We start from the raw sequence: 19,816 nt of genomic DNA, 5'->3' as shown, positions 1-19,816 counted from the left end.
GTACATTCCTGCGGAACGTCGGTACATCCCCTATTTCGTACATTTACTATTCGTTCCTTTATATATGTTCCGTAGCAATGTATCCATCATTATTACCCATATAACAGGCTGGCTCATTTTCCTGAGCCTGCCTTTACTTTTTATAAACGGGCAGCCGCATTCGGATGCTAACTGGTGGGAGCTGCTGTTGTCCCGCCCTTACTGGCTGTTTGTGCTGGTGTACATGATGCTGTTCTACGGTAACACTACCTACCTGATACCGCAGCTGTTCTTTCAGAAAAAGTGGCTGGCCTATTTTGGGATTTTGCTGGCGGCCCTGGTGCTGGTGTATTACCTGCAGCCTTTTGACCGGCTGCTGGGGCATGGCGCGCAGCATGGTTTTAACCAGGGAGCTTTGAAACCGCCTCCGGGAGGGCCCTACGGTATGCGGCCACCGGGGGACAATGGATTTCCACCACCGGGACCGCGAGGCGGCTTCGGGCCAGGCGGCAGAGGGCCGGGGGGCAATGGCGGACATACGGATATGGTAAGCATATTCCTGTTCCTGGTAGTGGTAACGCTGGCTATTGCCGTGGAGCTTACCAAGCGCTGGCGGCTTACCGAACAACGCGCCATACTCGCGGAGGCCGACCGTGCGCATGCAGAACTCTCTTTCCTGAAAGCGCAGATCAACCCGCACTTTTTGTTCAATACCCTTAACAACATTTATACGCTGGCCCTTACCGGCAATGAACATACGGCCAACAGCATCATGAAGCTATCCAACATTATGCGGTATGTGACAGATGATGCTGCGGAAAATTTTGTATCGCTGGAAAGCGAGGTGGATTGCATACGTGATTACATTGACCTGCAACGCCTGCGCCTGGGTAAAAAAACAAAGCTGGATTTTTCAGTGAGCGGCGACCTTTCCCGCAAGGAAATTGCACCGTTAATACTAATGACGTTCATTGAGAATGTGTTCAAATACGGGTTAAGCAATCATGCGGAATCTACGCTGATTATAAGGATATTTGCAGAAGCGCGCACTATTACTTTTTTTAGCCAGAATCCTTTATTCAGCGACCGGCCGGCACAGGAGCGCACCGGCATTGGAATTATAAACACCAGGCAACGTTTAGACCATTTATACCGTAATAAGTATTTACTGAATATTACAGACAGTGACGGCCTATATACCGTTGAGCTAACATTACAGGTTTAGGGACAAACCATGCTATACCGTAATTATACATAGTGACGGCCTGTACACCGTTGAGCTAACATTACAGGTTTAATGAAAAAACAAGCTTTATGCAAATGAGATGTATTGCTATAGATGATGAACCGCTTTCCCTGGCGCTGATACAACAATACGTCTCTAAATTCCCGGCCTTACGCCTGGTGCAAACATTTGACGACGCCATCTCCGCTGCAGAATTTCTCCGTAATAATCCCGTGGACCTGCTTTTTGTGGATATTAACATGCCGGACATTAACGGCATAGACCTGGTACGTTCCCTGGCAGAAAAACCGGTGGTGATCTTTATTACCGCGCACCGCAAATTTGCCGTGGAAGGGTTTGAGCTGGAGGCGCTGGATTACCTGTTAAAACCTATTGATTTTGACCGTTTTTCCCGCGCGGTACAAAGGGCGCTGGACTATCATCAATACCGTAAACAGAGCCTGCCTGCACAGGAGGAAAGTATTTTTGTAAGGGCAGAGTATAAGCTGATCAAAATAAACTTAATTGAGATCCTGTACATTGAAGGGTTGCAGGATTATATCAAGATACACCTTACCCAGGGCAAACCAATAATGACGCTGATGACGCTGAAAGCCATGCAGGAAAAGCTGCCTGCCGACCGGTTCCGGCGCATACACCGCAGCTACATAGTGCCGGTAAATAAGATCACCGCTATTGTGAATAAAAAAGTGCGTATAGGTACCGGCCCGGAGCTGCCGATCGGGGATAGTTATGCGGGGTTTATTGAAGAATGGACCAAATCATAAATAGACAGTGAACAGTGGAAGGTGAAAAAGTAAAAAGTAAAAAGGCAAAAAGTAAAAATAATGCCTGGGATAAGTAAAAAAGCAAAAAGCAAAAAGTAAAAATTAAAAATAATGCCGCGGATGGGCATGCCAACTTTTGCATTTTACATTCTTTTAAAATCCCAAACGTAAAAGCAAAGTAAAAGTGAACAATAGCCGCCGATCTTTTACTTTTTACCTTTTTACTTTTAACTTTTTAATACACGTGGATGAATGAAAACGATGAGATAATAAACTCCCCGCTCCCTTTGGCCACCAGGTACAGATCGTGCGTACCATAGTGCTTTCCTAAACTGGCCGGTACCTTCAGGGCGTACGTCGTATCTCCTGTATACGGTATTTTAAGTGTGCCTATCACTTTTCCCTTAGGTTTATCTATACGGAACTCCAGCGTGGGTTCGCTTTTCTTGTCATTGGTTACTTCTACGCGGAAACCTATCTCACCCATGCCCAGGTATACCTGTCCAAAGCCCAGGTAACTGCCGCGCTGCATCTTAAATTCTGTTTCGTGTTTGGTTTTGGTAACGGGAGGTGTGGAAGGGGCAGTAGCCGGCTGAGTTGGAGGTGTAGCTGTCTGACCCTGTACCAGCATTGGTATCAGGAAGACAATTATACATTGCAACAACATCAGCATCAACCTCATAGGCATAGGATAGGCTTCACATCGCTCACTTTTTGGCTGCCGGGCAGGTACATCCTACAAGCATCCGACAGGCAAAATAATAATATTTTTTATAATATTTAACACGGAGCGAAAAATAAAGCCTATCCTAACACTTTTTTCATCAGGGTCTAAGGAGGTTAATGGTGCCTTTCCGAACAGTTTCTTTCCCATCGGCCAGCTTTAACCGTATCGTATACACGTACACACCCATGGGCTGCCGCTTGCCGTTGGAGGTACCATCCCAGCCCCTGGAAAGCTCGCTAGTGGCGAAGATCAGCTCTCCCCACTGGTTAAAGATCTTCATTTCCTGCCCGGTAATAATGTTGCCCTGCGCCCGGAAAATATCATTATGGCCATCGTTATTAGGTGTGAATGCATTGGGGATAAAAATATCCTGGTTCAGCAGCTTGGCAGTGGTATTCCCCGGTGCGCTGTTCTGGCAAATTTCCCCTCCCAAAGCAATAACGTTGATGGTAACCCCTTCTGCCAGGGATACGCCCGTTACCTGGTGCGTGGTGCCCGCACGGCCGGAAGTTGGCGCTACATAAGCGCTTCCATTTACCGATACCTGGTAACCGGTGGCGCCTGGAACGGGCTGCCATACAAAAATTACGCTGTTTGGCGTGATCTGCGTTGCGGTTACCACGGGTACAGCCACCTGTGTAAGCCGGCTTACGGCTACGGATATACGCGGGCTGATGCAGCTGCCGTTTGCTGCCTCCACATAATAAGTGGCGTCCGTAGTGGCGCCGGGGGCCGTAAAGGTATTGCCTGTGCCGGCCACAGTGCCGCCGGCAGCTGTCGTGTACCAGTGGTAGGTATAGGCGGCAGTAGCGTTTTGTACCGCTAAAATGGCGGTGCTGTCTGCACAGGCGGTTACGGCGCCTGCTTCCGGAGCTGCCGGAACAGGCGTTACCGTTACCTTAACGGTATCGGATATAGTACAACCCAGCGTATCTACCGCGCTTACAATGTAGCTGGTAGTAGCGCCGGGCGATACGGTTACGGTATTGGCATTGCCGCTACCGGGCTGCCAGCTGTAATTGCTTACCGGGCCGGTGGCGCTGGCCGTAAGTGTGGCGCTGCTGCCTGCGCACAGGGAATCTTTGCTGGCCGTGGCAGTAAGCACCGCGGCTGTTTTCTTAGGCACCGTGCCCCGGTAGGTGGTAGCACAGCCGTAAACATCCAGGATGGTGCAGGAATAATTACCCGGGGCCAGGCCGGTGGCGGTATCTTTTACCTGCACGGGCGAGGAGGTCCATGCGTAGGATAAAGGCGGGGTGCCGCCCGTTACGCTCAGGGCAATGCTGCCGTTGGCATTGTTGCAGATGGCAGGTGTTATGTCCGCTGTTATGCTTACCGGTACATAACTTACGCCGGCAACGGCCAGTATCACTGCGCGGGAGCTGGTATCGCCTCCGGATATGTAATTCAGGCGGATGGAGTCCAGCAGCTTGGGCTGGTTCTTACAGGCCATAGGCACATCAAACCGGTAAAAGCGGGGATTGTTACCGCTCATACCATCTACCAGGTAGGGAGGGGTGGCCTTACGGGCAATACGCCCTACCCCGCTCACGATGGCATTGGCGCCATTAAACCAGTCGTCCACATGCACATTTCCGGCATCTGCCCAGGTACCGTCTGTAAAGTGCAGGGTGGCCCCTACCACACTGCTGCCTTCTGTGGAGAACAGCAGCAGGCTTAATTTGCTGAAAGCCGCAGGGGTGGCTAATGCCAGCGTGCCGGATACCGCGGTATTGGGCACATGGCCTGCATCGGAAAGGTAAAGCCCGTTCGGTGCATCATAAGGCGCCAGCTGGTAAGTGCGGTTCCCGTTGGTAAGAAGGCCGTTATCCGGTATACCACCGGAAATGCTGTTGGCGGTGGCAAAATTCACGGAATATAAAAGGTAAAAGCTGAGGTCCAGCGGAGTGGTGGTTACCGCCAGGCTGCTGGTGCCCGATTCCGCTACTATATCATTGTTAAAGCCGGTAACGGCAACCGGGGTATAGGTTTGCGCCGCCAGCTGCTGTACGCCGGCACATACCAGTAACAGGGGCAGGAGTTTGAGTAGATGTAGTTTCATCTGTTCATTTTTAATTTTAAAGGGTCAGATGGAACCTCGCCTGTACATGTCCCGTGTGAGAAATGTTTACCATGCTCGGTTTCATTTTTATTCTGGTTGATGTGATATGAAGTGAATCAGCGGAGTAATGCTACCCACCCCGCATAGGGTTTGTCTTTCGGCTTTGCTTTGATCACATAGTAATACGTGGCCACGGGCATTTGCTGTCCGTGCCAGGTGCCATCCCAGGGTTGCCGGTACCCGGTGCTCTCGAAAATGCGTTGCCCCCAGCGGTTGAAGATCTCCACATGACAGCCAGGAATACCGGCCAGGCCGGGTATTTCCCAAAAGTCATTTACACCGTCGCGGTTAGGACTAAAGGCATTGGGTATACGTAGTACGGCATCCGGGATCACTTTTAGCCAGGCCTGGCTGGTACTGTCTGTACAGCCAATGCTGTTGCTTACCAGCAGCGCTACCCGGTACTCGCCCGGCAGGGCATACTGGTGGCTGGCTGTGGCCGTGGCGGCAGTAGTGCCGTCGCCAAAGTCCCAGGCATAGGAGGTAGCATCTGTGGATTGATTGGTGAAGCTGAAAAGCGCTTCGCTAAATTCCAGCGGCACATTTACACCGGGCAGCGTGGTGAACTTAGCTACCGGCGACGGTACTACGTTAATAAGCGCAGTTTGCACCAGCGTATCAAAACACTGCTGCTGCGCGCCGGCAATCAGGGTAACGGTATAAGTGCCGGGTGTGGTGAAATTATGTACCGGGCTGCCTGTTGATGATACACTGCCATCCCCAAAGCGCCATAACCAGGTATCAGCATTCTGTGATTGATCGGTAAAGGTAACCGGCAGGTCGGGGCAGCCGGTGATAACATCCTGGCTAAAAGCCGCTACAGGTACCGGTATAACCGTTACCTGCCGCGGAGTAGCATTTACCGTACAGGCGCCGTTAGTAACGGCAAGGGATATACTGCCGCTGTTGCTGTACTGAACCTTGTATGGCCCAAACCCGCTGCCGCTTTGCACCGTGCCTCCGCCCCAGCCCCATACAGGTACAGCGCCTGCACCTGCGTTGCCGGTAAAGGTAATGGTGGCAGCATCACCTGCGCAGGGCGTAAGATCACTTACATCAAAGCTCACCACCGGCGCAGCGGTTACGGTAACCGGCTGAGTAACGGTGGCCGATGCACAGCCATTATCTGTTACCTGCAGCTGCAGCGTATAATTAGCGGCCGTGTTAAAAGTAATGGTATAAGGCCCGGCCCCGCTCCCACTCTGTATGGTGGCGCCGGAAAAATTGTTCCAGTTATAGGTAGCCGTAGCTGCTGCTGTGCCGGTGAACTGAATAGTTTGCGAAGCACCCAAACATACGGTAGCCGGCGTTACGGTAAAACCAGCTACTGGCATGGGTTTTATGGCTACCTCCACGGAATCCTTCAGGCTGCAGCCAAATGCATCCTGTGCGGTTACCACGTACACGGTAGTAGCTGCCGGTGTTACAGTTATACTTTGTCCTGCTGCATTATTGGGCTGCCACTGGTAATTGCTTACCGTGCCGCCACTGGCGCTGGCATTTAACGTTACTGCAGTACCGTTGCAAACCGTATCTGCACTGGCCGTAACACTAAGCGTGGAAGCAGATTGCTGTGGAATGGTATCCTGGAAAAGAGTGGTGCAACCATTGGCATCCAGGATAGTACAGGTATAAGGGCCGCCCGGCTGATTGGTAATACTGGGCTGCGATTGTACCGGCACCGTGTTCCAGCTGTAGGATAAGGGCTGTGCGCCGCCTGTTACGGCCAGCTCAATACCACCGTTGGAGGAACCACAAATAGCCGGTGTAATGGTGGGCGTTATGCTGAGCGGTGTGATGGACATGCCAGAAAGCGCCAGTATTACGGCTCTTGAAGGAAATGTGGTACCACCGCCTAAAAAGTTAATGGTTATGGACTGCAGCTGTTTTGCCTGGTTTGCGCAGGCCAGCGAAACATCGTACTTATAAAAACGCGGATCATTAGTGGCAATGCCATCTGCAACATAAGGCGGCGCTGCAATACGTGTAGTACGGCCAAAACCGGAGTACACAGCATTACCACCACCAAACCAGTCCAGCACCGTGGCGGTGCCGGCTACTGCGGTAGTGCCGTCTGTAAAATTCAATGTAACGCGCAGCGTGCTGGAACCTTCTGTTGAAAACAGCAGCAGGCTTATTTTACTAAAGGACGCGGGCGTTACCAATGTAAGCGTGCCGGCAGCAGCGCTGTTGGCCACTGCGCCGTTAAGCGACAGGAACAAACCATTACTGGTATCATAAGGCGCCAGCTGGTAAGTACGCACGCCGCTTACAATAGTGCCGGTATTGGGCAGGCCGCCCGGAAAAACATTCTTTACGCCAAAGGCCGCGCTGTAAAGCACATTAAAGCTCAGGTCCAGCGGCGTAGTGGTAACAGCAACAGCGCTGGTGCCAGTATCTGCAACAACATCGTTATTAAACCCTGTAATAGCTACGGGGGTGTATGTTTGTGCATATAACTTTCCCATGCCGGGGCATACCGCCAGCGTTAGCACAATAATAAATATGGTCTTCATGTTGTTAGCTCATCATTTTGGTTGGCGCCAATGCAACTCGACGGAACGGCTATAGGGTTACCGTAGTTGTGTTACTGTTAATGGTTTAATGAATAAAGGGCTTCAGGTTCATTCTAAATACAATCACTGCCGTTAAGCGGGGGGGTGGATGGGGAAGTTTTTTTTGTTTGAGGTCCATGGTCGATGGTCCATGGTCCATTGCATGGAGCGTATTGGTAGGACTACAGTGAACACAGTCCACGGTCCACTGCCTGGGGATAGTGTAATGATCTATTGTATAGAGCGCGGGGATGGATGTGCCCATATAACAGTATTAGCCATTAGCCGTTATGGTGTCTTTTTAAGCCTGTTATTGCAGATGTCATATAATGTTATAGCCCTGCAATACAGATGATTGTATATAGGACAGCAGTTTTATACAAGTATTACACTAAGCGTAATGCCATTGCTCACCAATACATTGTGGGCATAACGTGGACTTGATGTGGACTTGATATGGACTTCAGGCAGGGAAAACACTTCCCGCCACCGTGTTCTGCGCAATGGACCATGGACTATAGACTATAGACCATCGCCCCTGGCGTATATACCTCCCCGTTACCCGGTAAGCGTGCGCGGCACATGATCTTATCTTTATCTTTTTCCGGCCGATTTGCTAAAAAACGCAGATGCATCTATCTTTGCCGCAAAGAGCTACACGGAAATATGCGCCTGCCAAAACCAGTGATCATCATACTAATATCCATTATTGCAGCCTTGCTGTTCATTCCTTTCCTGGGCCGTGTACATTTATTTGACTGGGATGAGATCAATTTTGCGGAATGCTCCCGGGAAATGATCAAACTGGATGATTACTCCCGCATTTATGTGAATTTTAAACCTTTCTGGGAAAAGCCGCCCATGTTCTTCTGGATGCAAACGGTGGCTATGAAATGCTTTGGCTACACGGAATTTGCAGCGCGCCTGCCCAATGCCATTTGCGGTATAGTTACGCTGGTGGTACTGTTCCTGTGCGGACAGCAAGTGTACGACCGTAAATTCGGCGCCTACTGGGCGCTGGCCTATGCCGGCTCCCTGTTCCCGAATATGTACTTTAAATCCGGGTTAATAGATCCCTGGTTTAACCTGTTTATTTTTCTTTCCTTATACTATTTCATTTTATACCACTGGAAACGAAATGGCTTTGATCATGTACGCCTGGCCAAAGACCCGGTAACCTATGCTGCATGGGCAGGTATTTTCATGGGCCTGGCTATTTTAACCAAAGGCCAGGTAGCGCTGATGATCTTTTTACTGGTGCTGGGAGTATACTTTATTTACAACCGGTTTAAGCAATACTTTAACTGGTTGCATGCGCTGCTGTTCCTGGTAGTGGCTGCGCTCATCACCTGCTCCTGGTACGGGTATGAGACTATGAAGAACGGGCCCTGGTTTATTACGGAGTTCCTGAAATACCAGTACCGCCTGTTTTCCACGCACGATGCCGGACAGAAAGGCTTTTTCGGTTATCACTACATCGTGATACTGATCGGCTGTTTTCCGGCTTCGGTATTTGCCATCCCCGCATTCTTCCGTATGCGTTACAGCAGCCGGTATGATAAAGACTTTAAGATGTGGATGGTAATGCTGTTCTGGGTAGTGACCGTGCTCTTTACCATTGTGCAATCGCGCATTATCCACTACTCTTCCATGGCCTGGTTCCCGGTAACGTTCCTGGCAGCCTATACTTTTTATAAATGGGAACATAAGGAGGCTGCGTATAAAAAGTATGCCGGGGTGATAGCTGCCATACTGGGCATTTTAATTTCTATAGTGCTGATCTCTGTAACGGTGATCGCGATGAACATAAAAAAGCTGATCCCCTATGTGCACGACCGGTTTGCACAAGGCAATATGGAAGCAGATGTGCACTGGAACGGCTGGGAAGGCACGGCCGGCGTACTTATGCTGCTAACCGTAGTACTGGGGCTGTGGTGGCTGAAAAAGCGCGCTTTCAGCCGCGCTGCCTGGACCTTTTTTGGCGGCACTGCGCTGGTGATATTTTTTGCGGCAGCGCTTATTGTACCCAAGGTAGAACGTTACTCCCAGGGTGCGGCCATTGACTTTTTAATACAACGGCAGGGTGAAGATTGTTATGTAACTACGTTGGGATATTGGAGTTATGCACCCTTCTTTTACGCACAGAAAGAAAAACCCACTAATCCCAACTCCTATGATGAATCGTGGCTGCAGTGGGGAGATATTGATAAGCCCACTTATTTCATCAGTAAGGTAGACCGGGTGGAGGAATACACCAAAAACAATCCCAGCCTGAAAGAGCTATACCGGAAGAACGGGTTTGTGTTCCTGAAGCGGATGCCTGCTTCTCCGGATATAAAGCCAGGTAGCAAATAGTGCAGCAATCAGAATAAAGACCTGTATAAAGATCCCAATTTTACTAACCTGGGCCTGGGCATTGATGGCATGGTCCGTTTTAAGGTCCAGCAGCCATAATGATGCTTTATCTTTTTTCATGCCGGTTAATAGCTGCAAAAAATTCAGCGCGGTGTGAATGCCGGTAGGCAGCGCAATACCTTTTGACCATACGGCTGCCAGGCCGAATACAAAAGCCCATACACCGGGTCCTAAAAAAGCAACCTGCCAGCTCCATCCACCTGCTACATGGTATAACGCAAAAGCAATAGCTGCAATAAACTGTGCCCACAGCAATCCATAGGCTTTATTTAATTGTAAAAAAGCATAGGAACGGAACATCAGCTCCTCCAAAAAAGCCAATGGAATAATGACCATTAAAGACCAAAGCCATGTTTGCAGCTGAATTGCATTTGAGCTTCTTTTAAGCTCAAGGTCGGTGAAGCAGGTCAGGGCAAACAAGGCCAGTGCTATGAATACAGCTCCGATCAGTATACCCAGTAGAAATTTGGGGAGCGTGCTGCTTTCCAGCACCAATCCAACACCCTTAAACGTTTTTTTCTCAATTTTAAGAAAGGTCCACATCAGGAAAAACCCGGCCATTACGCCCAGGAAAGCCAGCACCAGCCGTGACCACTGGCCAGGAACCATTGCCGCCAAATGGCCGACCCCATAAAATAGTGCAACAAACAAAGCCCAGAATAGCAGGCTTCGGATCAGAATCTTATACATTTTCAGTAGTTAATTAAGTGAAAGCGATCATTTGACCTTCCAGATCATAAACAGCAATACGATTAATAAAAGAAGGACAATCGTTATAAAGGTTAATAATTCAAACTGTGTTTCAGGAAAGCTGCGTGATTGGGCAAGGTACGCCCAGCAGCCGAAAAAAACCAGTAAGGGCAATCCTATGGTAAGGATGATCTTTTGAGGTTTGTTTATTTTAGGAACGGGTTTGGGCAATGGCTCCTGCGGCTCAACAGTGTCCGTTTGCAGGGGCTGGTCCTGGAAGGTTTCAAAAGGAATTTCCAGCACTCCGGACAGGGTTTTTAAAGTATAGCTTCTTGGGACGATCTCACCGTTCTCAATCCTTTGTATGGAACGAACACTGATATTGGCAAGATCTGACAATTCCTTTTGGGTATAACCTTTGGCAAGTCTTGCGTCCCTGATACAGCCGGCAATCATTTGTTTCTTAGTTGGTGTCATTCAAAAGTATGCAATGGCTCAAATATAAAGCAATTTGTGAGCACGTCATTGAGGCGACATTTGCACGCCACACCAGCCATAGATACGACTTTCATAATACTGCCGCTATTTCCGGGATGAGGATCCCCTGATAATAAGGGTTGTTTCCAGCGACTGCAGCACCGGCGAATAAGCATCGCCCTCTTTGATGGCATCCAGCAGTATGTGCATGGCTGAACGGCCTATATCTGCTACCGGCTGCTGTACGGTTGTAAGGGCAGGCTCAATTACTTCCGAAATAGGATCATTGCTGAAGCCCACAATACCCATTTCTGAAGGGATCTTTATTTTCATTTTTTTGGCGGCCAGCATCAGCTGAATGGCTACGGGATCGTTCACACAAAAAACAGCATCGGGCCGGCGCTTCCCGTTCAGCAGCTTTTCAGCGCAGTGAATGGCATCTTTTTTTGAAAGGTTGCAATGCACCACCAGCTCTTTTTTAAAAGGCAGGCCGTGTTTTTCCAGCGCATCCCGGTAGCCCTTTAAGCGGTTATGCGTGATACGCAGTGCCGGCGGGCCGCCGATATGTGCAATATTGCGGTAGCCGTTCTCAATCAAATGCTCCACCGCCTTGAGCGCGCCTTCATAATCATTTACCAGCACCTTTGAGGTATCCATTTCATCGCAGATGCGGTTAAAGAATACCACGGGAATGCCATGCCGTTCAAATGCCTTGAAGTGCTCGAAGTTTTTAGTTTCCCTGGTCATGGAGATCAATACGCCATCCACCCGGTTGGCCAGTAATACGCTGGCATTGGCCACTTCTGTTTTAAAGGATTCCTGCGACTGGCAGATGATCACATTATAGCCGGCCTGCTCTGCTACCTGCTGCGCACCCATAATAATGGTAGGAAAAAAATAGGTCAGGAACTCCGGCACAATAATGCCAATGGTGTTGCTTTTACTCTTTACCAGGCTTTTGGCCAGCAGGTTAGGCTGATAGTCGAGCTGCCGGGCCATTTCCAGCACTGCGGCTCTTGTTTGCGGGTTAATATCACTATGTTCATGTAATGCCCTGGATACGGTAGACTTGGAGATGTTCAGCGCTTTTGCAATATCCACGATGGTGGCCATATGCTTTTTTTGCTGCCGCACCTCCACTGCTGCCTCCCCCGGCAGGGTGAAATGAATGTTACAATCCTTACAATAATAGCGTTGTTTCCCCCTTACAATACCTGATTTTGTGATCGCGTGCACATGACTGCACCGGATACATTTTATCATCTAAAACAAAAAGATTTTGATTGCTAATGCTAAAATAAAGCACGTTTTTTTAACGTGCGGTAATAAGATTTTTTCCTCCTGCTGCTACCGGTATCGTTTGCGGTTACGTTCCCGATAGATTCTGTTTTCCAAAAGGCCGGGAATTTTTCCATTGTTTAACATTCTTCTCTAACATTGCGGAACCACTTTATGACTAACTTTTTTAAAAGCTAAAGATGCTTACGTTATGAAAAAAACAAGTCCCTTGTTTAAATTACCGGGCTGTGTCAGTATCCTGCTGCTTATGCTTTTTTCCTTCTTTGCGCTGCCGGCAAATGCACAATCCCTTTTACCATCTGTTACCGGAAAGGTGATGGATGAGAACGGGCTGGCCTTGCCGGGAGCTACTGTTGCGGTAAAAGGCACTTCAAAAGGAACTGTTACCAGCAGCACCGGCGTGTTTACATTGAAAGATGTAGCCTCCAATGCTACCATCACCATCACCTTCCAGGGTTATGAAAGCAGCGCGGTGGAAGTCCGCGGCCAGTCGTCCCTTACCGTGTCCCTGAAGCCTGATATCAGTAAGCTGAACGATGTAGTGGTTGTTGGCTATGGTACGCAACGCAAAGCGGCATCTACCGGCTCCATAGCATCCGTTAAATCGGCGGATATTACGCAAACGCCTGTTACGAATGTGGCCCAGGGCCTTTCTGCCAGGGTGCCTGGCGTACAAATTACGCAAAATAATGCGGCCCCGGGAGGTAACATCAGCGTACGGATCCGCGGTACCAATTCCATCAACGGCTCCTCTGAACCGCTTTACATTATTGATGGGATCCAGATCTCCAACAGCGGCGGCGTGAGTGATGTAAGCCCTTTATCTACCATCAATCCAAATGATATTGAATCCGTGGAAATATTGAAGGATGCATCTTCTACCGCCATTTATGGTGCAAGAGGCGCCAACGGTGTTGTACTGATCAGCACCAAACGCGGAAAGAGCGGCGCTACACGGGTACAGCTGGACATGTACCGGGGCGTACAAAATATTACCAAAGAACTATCCATGATGAACGCTGCGGAGTTTGCGAAGCTGGAAAATGATATCTATAATTCGCAGATCTATCCTGACCCGGCCTCCCTAGGACAGGGAACCAACTGGCAGGATATTGTGTACCGCCAGGCCAGCATACAAAACTACCAGGCATCTGTAAGCGGTGGTTCGGATAAAACCCAGTTCTCCCTATCCGGCAACTTCTTCAATCAGGAAGGTATTATTATTTCCTCGGATTTCAAGCGCTATTCTTTAAGAGCCACGCTGGACCACAACATCAGCAGCCGCTTTAAAGTGGGTACCAGTATTGTCAGCAGCTACACCATCAATAACAATATTCCTACGGGCGTTAGCTCCATTGACGGGCCGCTGGTAACGCAAAGCATTGTGGGCGCCACGCTGGGCGCACCTCCTACCCTGGTGCCTTATAAGGATAATGGCAGTGTTTATCCTTTTGCCGACCAGTTCAACGGCCGTTACCGGGAAATTGCCAACCCGGTGGGGCTGGCCAATATCCTGAACCGCAATACTATTAAACGCACGCTGGCCAATGTATATGCTGAAGCAAAGATCATTACCGGCTTAAGCTACCGCGCTTCTTTCAACGCGGATGTAAGCAACACGCTGAATGATTATTATTCGCCCATTTACATTCTTGGTAAGGCGGAAGTGAACGCCAACTCCGGCACTGCATCCAAAGGGAATGTGAACACTACCTCCTGGCTGCATGAAAGCATTCTTACCTACGATCATGCTTTTGGCGATCATACCATCAAGTTCACAGGCGTGTATGCCATTCAAAGCAATTTGTATAATGATAATACCATCAATGCAAACGGCTTTCCGAATGATGCTACCGCCAATGAAGCGGTGCAGCTGGCGGTGAACAGAACGGTGAGCAGCAACCGCAATAAAGAGGCGCTTAATTCGTACATGGGCCGTATTAACTATGGCTATGCCAATAAATACTTCCTGGATATTACCGCCCGTTATGACGGCGCTTCCAAGTTCGGTGAAAATCATAAATGGGGCTTCTTCCCGGCTATTGCCGGCGCCTGGCGCATTATTGAAGAACCTTTCCTGCAAAACAGCAAAGTGTTCAGCGATCTGAAATTAAGGGCCAGCTACGGCCAAACCGGGAATGCGGGCGCTATTGCACCGTACCAGTCACTGTCACTGGAAGGTTCCGGCAGTAATTACCAGTTCAACCATATTTATACAGTGGGCATCAGTCCTACGGGTATTCCCAATGCAGACCTGCGCTGGGAGAAATCGACTCAGGCCAACGTTGGCCTTGACATAGGGCTGCTGCAGGACCGCCTGAACATTGTGGTGGATTATTATAATAAGAAAACAAAGGACCTTCTGTTTGTGAAGAACCTGCCGCTTTCTTCCGGTTATGCTTCTGTAACGGGCAACTTTGCCAGCATCCGGAACAAAGGCATAGAGGTTGCTGCGGATGCCAGGCTGCTTACCGGCAAATTCAAATGGAATGTGAATGCAAATATTTCTGTGAACCGCAACCAGCTTTTAAGCCTGGAGGGCGGCACCAATGAATATGTGCTGAACCCCTACAGTGTGCTTAAGGTTGGGCAGCCGCTGGGCATTTTCAAAACCTATGTATTTAACGGTATTTACCAAACCGGTGAAACCGTGCTGGCCGGTAGCGGCAGCAGAACAGGCGGTGTAAAGGTCGCAGACCTGAATAAGGACAACCAGATCACCGGCGCCGATCAAACGATCAGCGGCAATGCAAATCCCTCTTATATTTTTGGGTTCTCCTCCAACTTCAGCTACGGCCGTTTTGATCTTTCCTTCTTTCTTTCCGGTGTACAGGGCAATAAGATCTTTAACCTGAGCCGCTATACTTTTGAAAATGGTTTGGGAGGCAGGAATGTGGTTTCGGGTGTGGTTAACCGCTGGTCACCCACGAACCCTAATAATGAGTATGCAAGCGGGTTCCAGGGAGGCAGGCTTCCGGTATCAGACCGTTTTGTGGAAGATGGCTCCTATATCCGGATGAAGAATATTACCCTTGGTTATAAGCTGCCTGCCATAAAATATATCACCAATGCAAGGCTTTATATCAGCAGCAACAATCTTTTCACCATCACCAATTACAGCGGCTACGATCCGGAAGTAAATTCCTTTGGCGGCTCAAACACACTGATCGGGGTTGACAACCTCGTATATCCCATGGCAAGGTCTTTCCTCGTTGGCTTACAGGTTGGACTATAAAAAATGATGTATATGCAAACAAAGAAGAACATACAATACCTGCTGGGTGGTTTATTACTGCTGCTGCTTGTGCATACATCCTGCAACAAGCTCGATGAACAACCCTACTCTTCCATTTTCACGGACAATTTCTATAAAACGGCATCAGATGCAGAAGCTGCGTTAACAGCGGTTTACGGGCCTATGGTTAATTTATACCTTACCGCGGCCACAGGTGCATCTGACTTCAGCGCAGATCAGATCTATCCCCGCCCCGTAGTTGGCAGGGATACCTACACCTTATTCAGCTATGATCCTAACTACACTACGCAAAAAAGCTTTAACAGGCAGAATGAATCGCCTCAGCAAATATGGCAATCCTGCTACCAGGGTATTGAAAAAGCAAACTGGGTTTTGCTGCGCGTACCGGCAGTCAATATGGACACTGCCAGAAGAAATGTTATTCTTGGAGAAGCGTATTACATGCGGGCCTTTTATTTTTGGATGCTGACCAAGAACTTCCGGGATATAGTGGTTAAAACCACTCCCAGTACCAGCATTGATACTGCCATCATAGGCAAAACCCTGCAGCCGGATGTTTTTAAACAGATCTACCAGGACCTGGACCAGGCTATTTCCAGGCTGCCTTCTTATTCTGCTAATATCCAGAAAGGCCGGCCTTCAAAAGAAGTGGCCATGGCGCTGTATGCAAAAACAGCGTTGTATGCACAGGACTGGCCAGCCGCGCTGGACAAAGCAAAACAGGTACTAAGCTCCGGCAAATACAGCCTGATGCCGGATGTACTGGATGTGTATAATGTTACCAAAGAAGATGCAGCAAGACAGGAAAACATGTGGGCTTTTGAATGTGAAAGCACTTCTCCGGGTTTTTCTACGCAGATCATTAGCTTATATGGCCCTAAGAACAGCGACGGGCCGCAATATGCAGTGACCTCTTTTGGCTCTGCATTTGCCTATCAATCCTTCTTTAATTCATTTAACCCGGCAGACCGCAGGCGGCTGCTGCTGGACACTTTTTATATCAACAAGCTGGGGCAGATAGTACATCAGAAAGATATTACGCCCATTACGAAACAGGGCGTGCTGGTTAAAAAATATATGGATCCGAACTCTGTTGGCGGCAGCGGAGCCACTAACATACCCATTCTGCGCCTGGCGGATGTTTATCTGATCGCTGCAGAAGCTTCTGCGCAGCAAAACGGTCCATCCACTGAGGCATATGGTTATATTAATACGGTAAGGAACAGGGCCGGCCTTCCCGGCTTAACTACCGGACTTGCCAAGGCGGCCTTTGTTGATTCCGTATTACAGGAACGCAGCTGGGAGCTTTTTGGGGAAGGCGACCGCTGGTATGACCTCACCCGGACGAACACCTTTTTACAGGTAATTCCAAAAGTGGTGAATGATGTATTCCCTACCCGTGCACCACAGCCAAAGAACCGCTACTTTCCTATTCCGCTGGATGAGATCAATGCTAACACGAAGCTGGAACAAAATCCTGAATGGAAATGAGGTGGATGCTATTGCTTATTTGCCTGCTTACTTTACAGACTACAATGGCGCAGCATAAAACGCTGTTCCTGGCAGCCGGCCAAAGCAATGCTGTTGGCATGGGCGACAGTACTGCTTCCGTACAATGTACTGCCCTTGAATACAGGTATTCAGGTGATGCGCTGGTTCCTTTAAAAGACCCCGTTGGCTACGCTGAGCTGCAGTTCCAAAAAGCAAACAGCGGCAGCGCCTGGCCGGCTTTTGCAAAAGCGTACCATGACCTTACGGGGAGCCAGGTAGTGATTGTAGCAGCAGCAAGAGGCGGCAGCTCCTGCCACTATAAAGCCGAATTAAGCAACTATGGTACCTGGGACAACTGGGGCAGGCTGCCTTTGTTTGACAGCGCTGTTATAAAGGCCAGGGCGGCTGCCCGCAAAACAGGCCTGCCGGTTGCCGGAATTTTATGGAGCCAGGGGGAACGGGATGCCAATGCAGTGAATGCACAACAGCTCACTGCAGAAGAATATGAGCAGCAGCTAACATTGCTGATCAATCAATTCAGAGCAGCGCTGGGCAAGGAGCTGAATTTTTATATTATACAAACCGGCTATTACCTGAACCATCCTTCCCAGGGCTTTGATGCCATCCGTAAAGCGCAGGAAAATGTTGCAGGGAAAATGAAACATGTTTTTATTGTGTACCGGGAAACAGGAGGCTTTAAAGAAAAGGGATGGATGAAAGATGAGATCCATTATAACCAAACCGCATTGAACGATATTGGATCAGCCGTTGCAAAACAGGTTGTACTTAAAGAAAAAAAGAAACCATGAAGAGAACACTATTTTGTTTGTTACTGAGCATTCCACTTTTAGTCTTTGGGCAGCGCCGCACTGATAACAGCTTAAACAGTGAATGGACGTTTGCCACAGACCCGGTAAAGGTGGGAGAACAGGAACACTGGAACGACACTTCATTCGCAAGCGGTAATTTTGATAAGGTAAAAGTGCCGCATTGTTTTTCCACAGATGCCCGGTACTTTTTTTATACCGGCACAGCATGGTACTTTAAGCAATTTGAGGCCGCCACACCCGGCGATGACCATGTGTTCCTGAAATTTGACGCTGTTTTTTACAAGTCAAAAATATGGCTGAACGGCGTATTGGTGGGCACCCACGAAGGCGGCTATACGCCGTTTGAATTTGATGTTACTACCTTGCTTAAAAGCAAAAATACGTTGGCGCTGGAAGTGGATAATTCCTGGGATACCACTACCATACCCGGCGCCAAAACCAATGTTCCTTATTCAGGCGCCAACCAACGCCAGTTATACCCATGGATCAATTACGGAGGTATTACCCGGCCGGTACATCTTATTACCCGGCCCGCGGCATATATCAGCAACAGTAAGATCATTGCCACACCTGACCTGAAAAAGGGAGATGCAAGCATCAGCATAAAAGCATTTATCCGGAACAGTGGCACCGCTGCCTTTACACAGGCTGTTAGCGCGGGCATTTACCGCAATGGCGTAAAGAGCAGCATCCGTTTTAAACCGCAATCCGTGAAGGTGGAACCAGGCGGGGTTACATCCGTGGAGCTAACGGGCACCATGCCTGCATCTGAAGTAAGCCTATGGCACCCGGATGCGCCTGCATTGTATAGCGCAGCAATCACATGCGGCAGGGATACTATTGAAACCAGCTTTGGCATCCGGAAAGTTGAAGTAAGCGGCACCCAGCTTTTACTGAACGGCGAACCCATAAAAATGGGCGGCTGCAACCGGCCGCTGGACTATCCCGGCTATGGTTCCATGGACCCGGAAGAAGTATTGGAAAAAGACCTTACGCTGATCAAAAGCGGTGGCATGGAGCTTTCCCGCATTAACCATTACCCGGTGGCGGAAGGCCTGCTTGACTGGGCAGATAAACACGGACTGCTGATCATTGAGGAAGCAGGCAACTGGCAAATGACCGGCAAACAAATGAGTGATAGCGGGATGCGTGATAAGTTCCGCTCACAGATGCGGGAAATGATGGAGCGCGACTGGAACCATCCTTGCGTAATTGCTTACAGCGTAGGTAATGAATTTCAGTCGCAAACAGAAGAGGGTAAAGCCTGGGTACGTGATATGAGCAGCTATGTAAGATCGTTGGATAATTCTCGCCTGCTCACCTTTGCCAGCATGATCCTATCGCATAGCAGCATCAAAAAACCGGAAGATGAAGCTTCCCAGTACGTTGACTTTGTAAGTGCGAATATTTACGGGAATCACTTAAAGATCCTGCAGCATATCCATGAGCTGTATCCTTCAAAGCCTGTTTATGTAAGTGAATTTGGTATCAGAACAGATGCGGTTAAGTCTGAGGAAGAACGGATCGCCTATCTTAAAAAAGCTATGCAGGATTTCAGGCAATGCGATTTCTTAGTAGGCGCCTCTGTGTGGACCTTCAACGATTATTTGAGCCGCTTTCCCGGCACCAATGCAAACGGCTATCGGCCCTGGGGCCTGATAGAACCTGACCGCAGCCTACGGAGAATGTACACCGCATGGCAGGAAGAATTTGCACCCGCTACTATTGAGCTGGTTAATAAAACTGCGGGCCATGCCAGCATCCGCATTACTGCAAGAAAAGATTTTCCGTCGTATACCCTGAAGGGTTACCAGTTAAAATACAACGGCGCCTATATGCCTGTAAAAACATTGCACCCCGGTGAAAGCGTGCTGCTGGATATTGCCCTGGCCGGGGGCGCAGCAGATATTGCGCTGATAAAACCAGGCGGTTTTACCATCATCCAAAAAACCCTTAAATAGC

Annotated in this window: 13 protein-coding genes; 7 read left to right on the top strand and 6 right to left on the bottom strand. The window is 49.1% G+C overall.

Translation table 11 applies throughout. From position 1 onward, the window contains the following. Positions 1 to 64 precede the first annotated feature (64 nt). Together BMZ54_RS20815 and BMZ54_RS20810 are read left to right on the top strand one after the other, a co-directional pair. Complete coding sequence (locus tag BMZ54_RS20815) at positions 65 to 1,204, top strand: sensor histidine kinase (RefSeq protein WP_089916709.1); 1,140 nt, start codon at positions 65 to 67, stop codon at positions 1,202 to 1,204. An 89-nt stretch (positions 1,205 to 1,293) separates the two neighbouring features. Then, positions 1,294 to 1,992 carry a LytR/AlgR family response regulator transcription factor gene (locus BMZ54_RS20810; protein ID WP_089916707.1) on the top strand — a complete coding sequence of 233 codons (699 nt, stop codon included), beginning with the start codon at positions 1,294 to 1,296 and terminating at the stop codon, positions 1,990 to 1,992. Positions 1,993 to 2,227: 235 nt separating this feature from the next. On the opposite strand, the gene BMZ54_RS20805 is transcribed toward BMZ54_RS20810, so the two are convergent. The 3 genes from BMZ54_RS20805 to BMZ54_RS20795 form a co-directional block, all read right to left on the bottom strand. After that, positions 2,228 to 2,623, bottom strand: coding sequence for a carbohydrate-binding protein (locus BMZ54_RS20805; protein ID WP_162277628.1), 396 nt, complete (start codon positions 2,621 to 2,623; stop codon positions 2,228 to 2,230). 193 nt (positions 2,624 to 2,816) lie between these two features. Beyond that, entirely contained in the window at positions 2,817 to 4,781 is a 1,965-nt protein-coding gene (locus BMZ54_RS20800; protein WP_089916697.1) for a T9SS type B sorting domain-containing protein, read from the bottom strand. Between the two features lie 116 nt (positions 4,782 to 4,897). Then, a complete protein-coding gene (locus tag BMZ54_RS20795) occupies positions 4,898 to 7,357 on the bottom strand; it encodes a PKD domain-containing protein (RefSeq protein WP_089916692.1) in 2,460 nt (819 codons plus the stop codon). A 723-nt stretch (positions 7,358 to 8,080) separates the two neighbouring features. Between BMZ54_RS20795 and BMZ54_RS20790 the strand changes: the two genes are divergently transcribed. Next, on the top strand, positions 8,081 to 9,751 hold the full coding sequence (locus BMZ54_RS20790; RefSeq protein WP_162277627.1) for a glycosyltransferase family 39 protein: 1,671 nt from the start codon (positions 8,081 to 8,083) through the stop codon (positions 9,749 to 9,751). Here BMZ54_RS20790 and BMZ54_RS20785 read toward each other — a convergent pair. The 3 genes from BMZ54_RS20785 to BMZ54_RS20775 all read right to left on the bottom strand — a co-directional run bounded on the left by BMZ54_RS20785 (position 9,677) and on the right by BMZ54_RS20775 (position 12,241). Then, a complete protein-coding gene (locus tag BMZ54_RS20785; protein WP_089916683.1) occupies positions 9,677 to 10,501 on the bottom strand; it encodes a CPBP family intramembrane glutamic endopeptidase in 825 nt (274 codons plus the stop codon). The genes BMZ54_RS20790 and BMZ54_RS20785 overlap by 75 nt on opposite strands. A gap of 27 nt (positions 10,502 to 10,528) precedes the next feature. Further along, positions 10,529 to 10,978 carry a helix-turn-helix domain-containing protein gene (locus BMZ54_RS20780; RefSeq protein ID WP_202909317.1) on the bottom strand — a complete coding sequence of 150 codons (450 nt, stop codon included), beginning with the start codon at positions 10,976 to 10,978 and terminating at the stop codon, positions 10,529 to 10,531. Between the two features lie 105 nt (positions 10,979 to 11,083). Then, positions 11,084 to 12,241, bottom strand: coding sequence for a LacI family DNA-binding transcriptional regulator (locus BMZ54_RS20775; RefSeq protein ID WP_089916680.1), 1,158 nt, complete (start codon positions 12,239 to 12,241; stop codon positions 11,084 to 11,086). A 226-nt stretch (positions 12,242 to 12,467) separates the two neighbouring features. On the opposite strand from BMZ54_RS20775, the gene BMZ54_RS20770 reads away from it, so the two are divergent. Genes BMZ54_RS20770 through BMZ54_RS20755 form a run of 4 tightly spaced genes read left to right on the top strand, consistent with a single transcriptional unit; the run spans position 12,468 to position 19,815 of the window. Further along, the gene (locus BMZ54_RS20770) at positions 12,468 to 15,512 is read left to right on the top strand and encodes a SusC/RagA family TonB-linked outer membrane protein (RefSeq protein ID WP_089916676.1); all 3,045 of its coding nucleotides are present in this window, start codon (positions 12,468 to 12,470) and stop codon (positions 15,510 to 15,512) included. A 12-nt stretch (positions 15,513 to 15,524) separates the two neighbouring features. After that, on the top strand, positions 15,525 to 17,024 hold the full coding sequence (locus BMZ54_RS20765; RefSeq protein ID WP_089917145.1) for a RagB/SusD family nutrient uptake outer membrane protein: 1,500 nt from the start codon (positions 15,525 to 15,527) through the stop codon (positions 17,022 to 17,024). After that, positions 17,021 to 17,833 carry a sialate O-acetylesterase gene (locus BMZ54_RS20760; protein WP_162277626.1) on the top strand — a complete coding sequence of 271 codons (813 nt, stop codon included), beginning with the start codon at positions 17,021 to 17,023 and terminating at the stop codon, positions 17,831 to 17,833. The genes BMZ54_RS20765 and BMZ54_RS20760 overlap by 4 nt, the downstream gene beginning before the upstream one ends. Next, complete coding sequence (locus tag BMZ54_RS20755) at positions 17,830 to 19,815, top strand: glycoside hydrolase family 2 protein (protein WP_089916668.1); 1,986 nt, start codon at positions 17,830 to 17,832, stop codon at positions 19,813 to 19,815. Before BMZ54_RS20760 ends, BMZ54_RS20755 begins: the two co-directional genes overlap by 4 nt. Position 19,816: the final 1 nt, after the last annotated feature.

Origin of the sequence: Chitinophaga rupis (genome assembly GCF_900109685.1) — a bacterium.
Classification (GTDB): Bacteria; Bacteroidota; Bacteroidia; order Chitinophagales; family Chitinophagaceae; genus Chitinophaga; species Chitinophaga rupis.
This window is presented reverse-complemented; position numbering and strand designations above follow the sequence as displayed.

Coding starts and splice junctions, on each gene's coding strand:
- BMZ54_RS20765 (WP_089917145.1), top strand. CDS start 15,525: ATGCAAACAAAGAAGAACATACAATACCTGCTGGGTGGTTTATTACTG.
- BMZ54_RS20795 (WP_089916692.1), bottom strand. CDS start 7,357: ATGAAGACCATATTTATTATTGTGCTAACGCTGGCGGTATGCCCCGGC.
- BMZ54_RS20815 (WP_089916709.1), top strand. CDS start 65: ATGTTCCGTAGCAATGTATCCATCATTATTACCCATATAACAGGCTGG.
- BMZ54_RS20810 (WP_089916707.1), top strand. CDS start 1,294: ATGCAAATGAGATGTATTGCTATAGATGATGAACCGCTTTCCCTGGCG.
- BMZ54_RS20800 (WP_089916697.1), bottom strand. CDS start 4,781: ATGAAACTACATCTACTCAAACTCCTGCCCCTGTTACTGGTATGTGCC.
- BMZ54_RS20780 (WP_202909317.1), bottom strand. CDS start 10,978: ATGACACCAACTAAGAAACAAATGATTGCCGGCTGTATCAGGGACGCA.
- BMZ54_RS20775 (WP_089916680.1), bottom strand. CDS start 12,241: ATGATAAAATGTATCCGGTGCAGTCATGTGCACGCGATCACAAAATCA.
- BMZ54_RS20785 (WP_089916683.1), bottom strand. CDS start 10,501: ATGTATAAGATTCTGATCCGAAGCCTGCTATTCTGGGCTTTGTTTGTT.
- BMZ54_RS20805 (WP_162277628.1), bottom strand. CDS start 2,623: ATGCTGGTACAGGGTCAGACAGCTACACCTCCAACTCAGCCGGCTACT.
- BMZ54_RS20760 (WP_162277626.1), top strand. CDS start 17,021: ATGAGGTGGATGCTATTGCTTATTTGCCTGCTTACTTTACAGACTACA.
- BMZ54_RS20770 (WP_089916676.1), top strand. CDS start 12,468: ATGAAAAAAACAAGTCCCTTGTTTAAATTACCGGGCTGTGTCAGTATC.
- BMZ54_RS20755 (WP_089916668.1), top strand. CDS start 17,830: ATGAAGAGAACACTATTTTGTTTGTTACTGAGCATTCCACTTTTAGTC.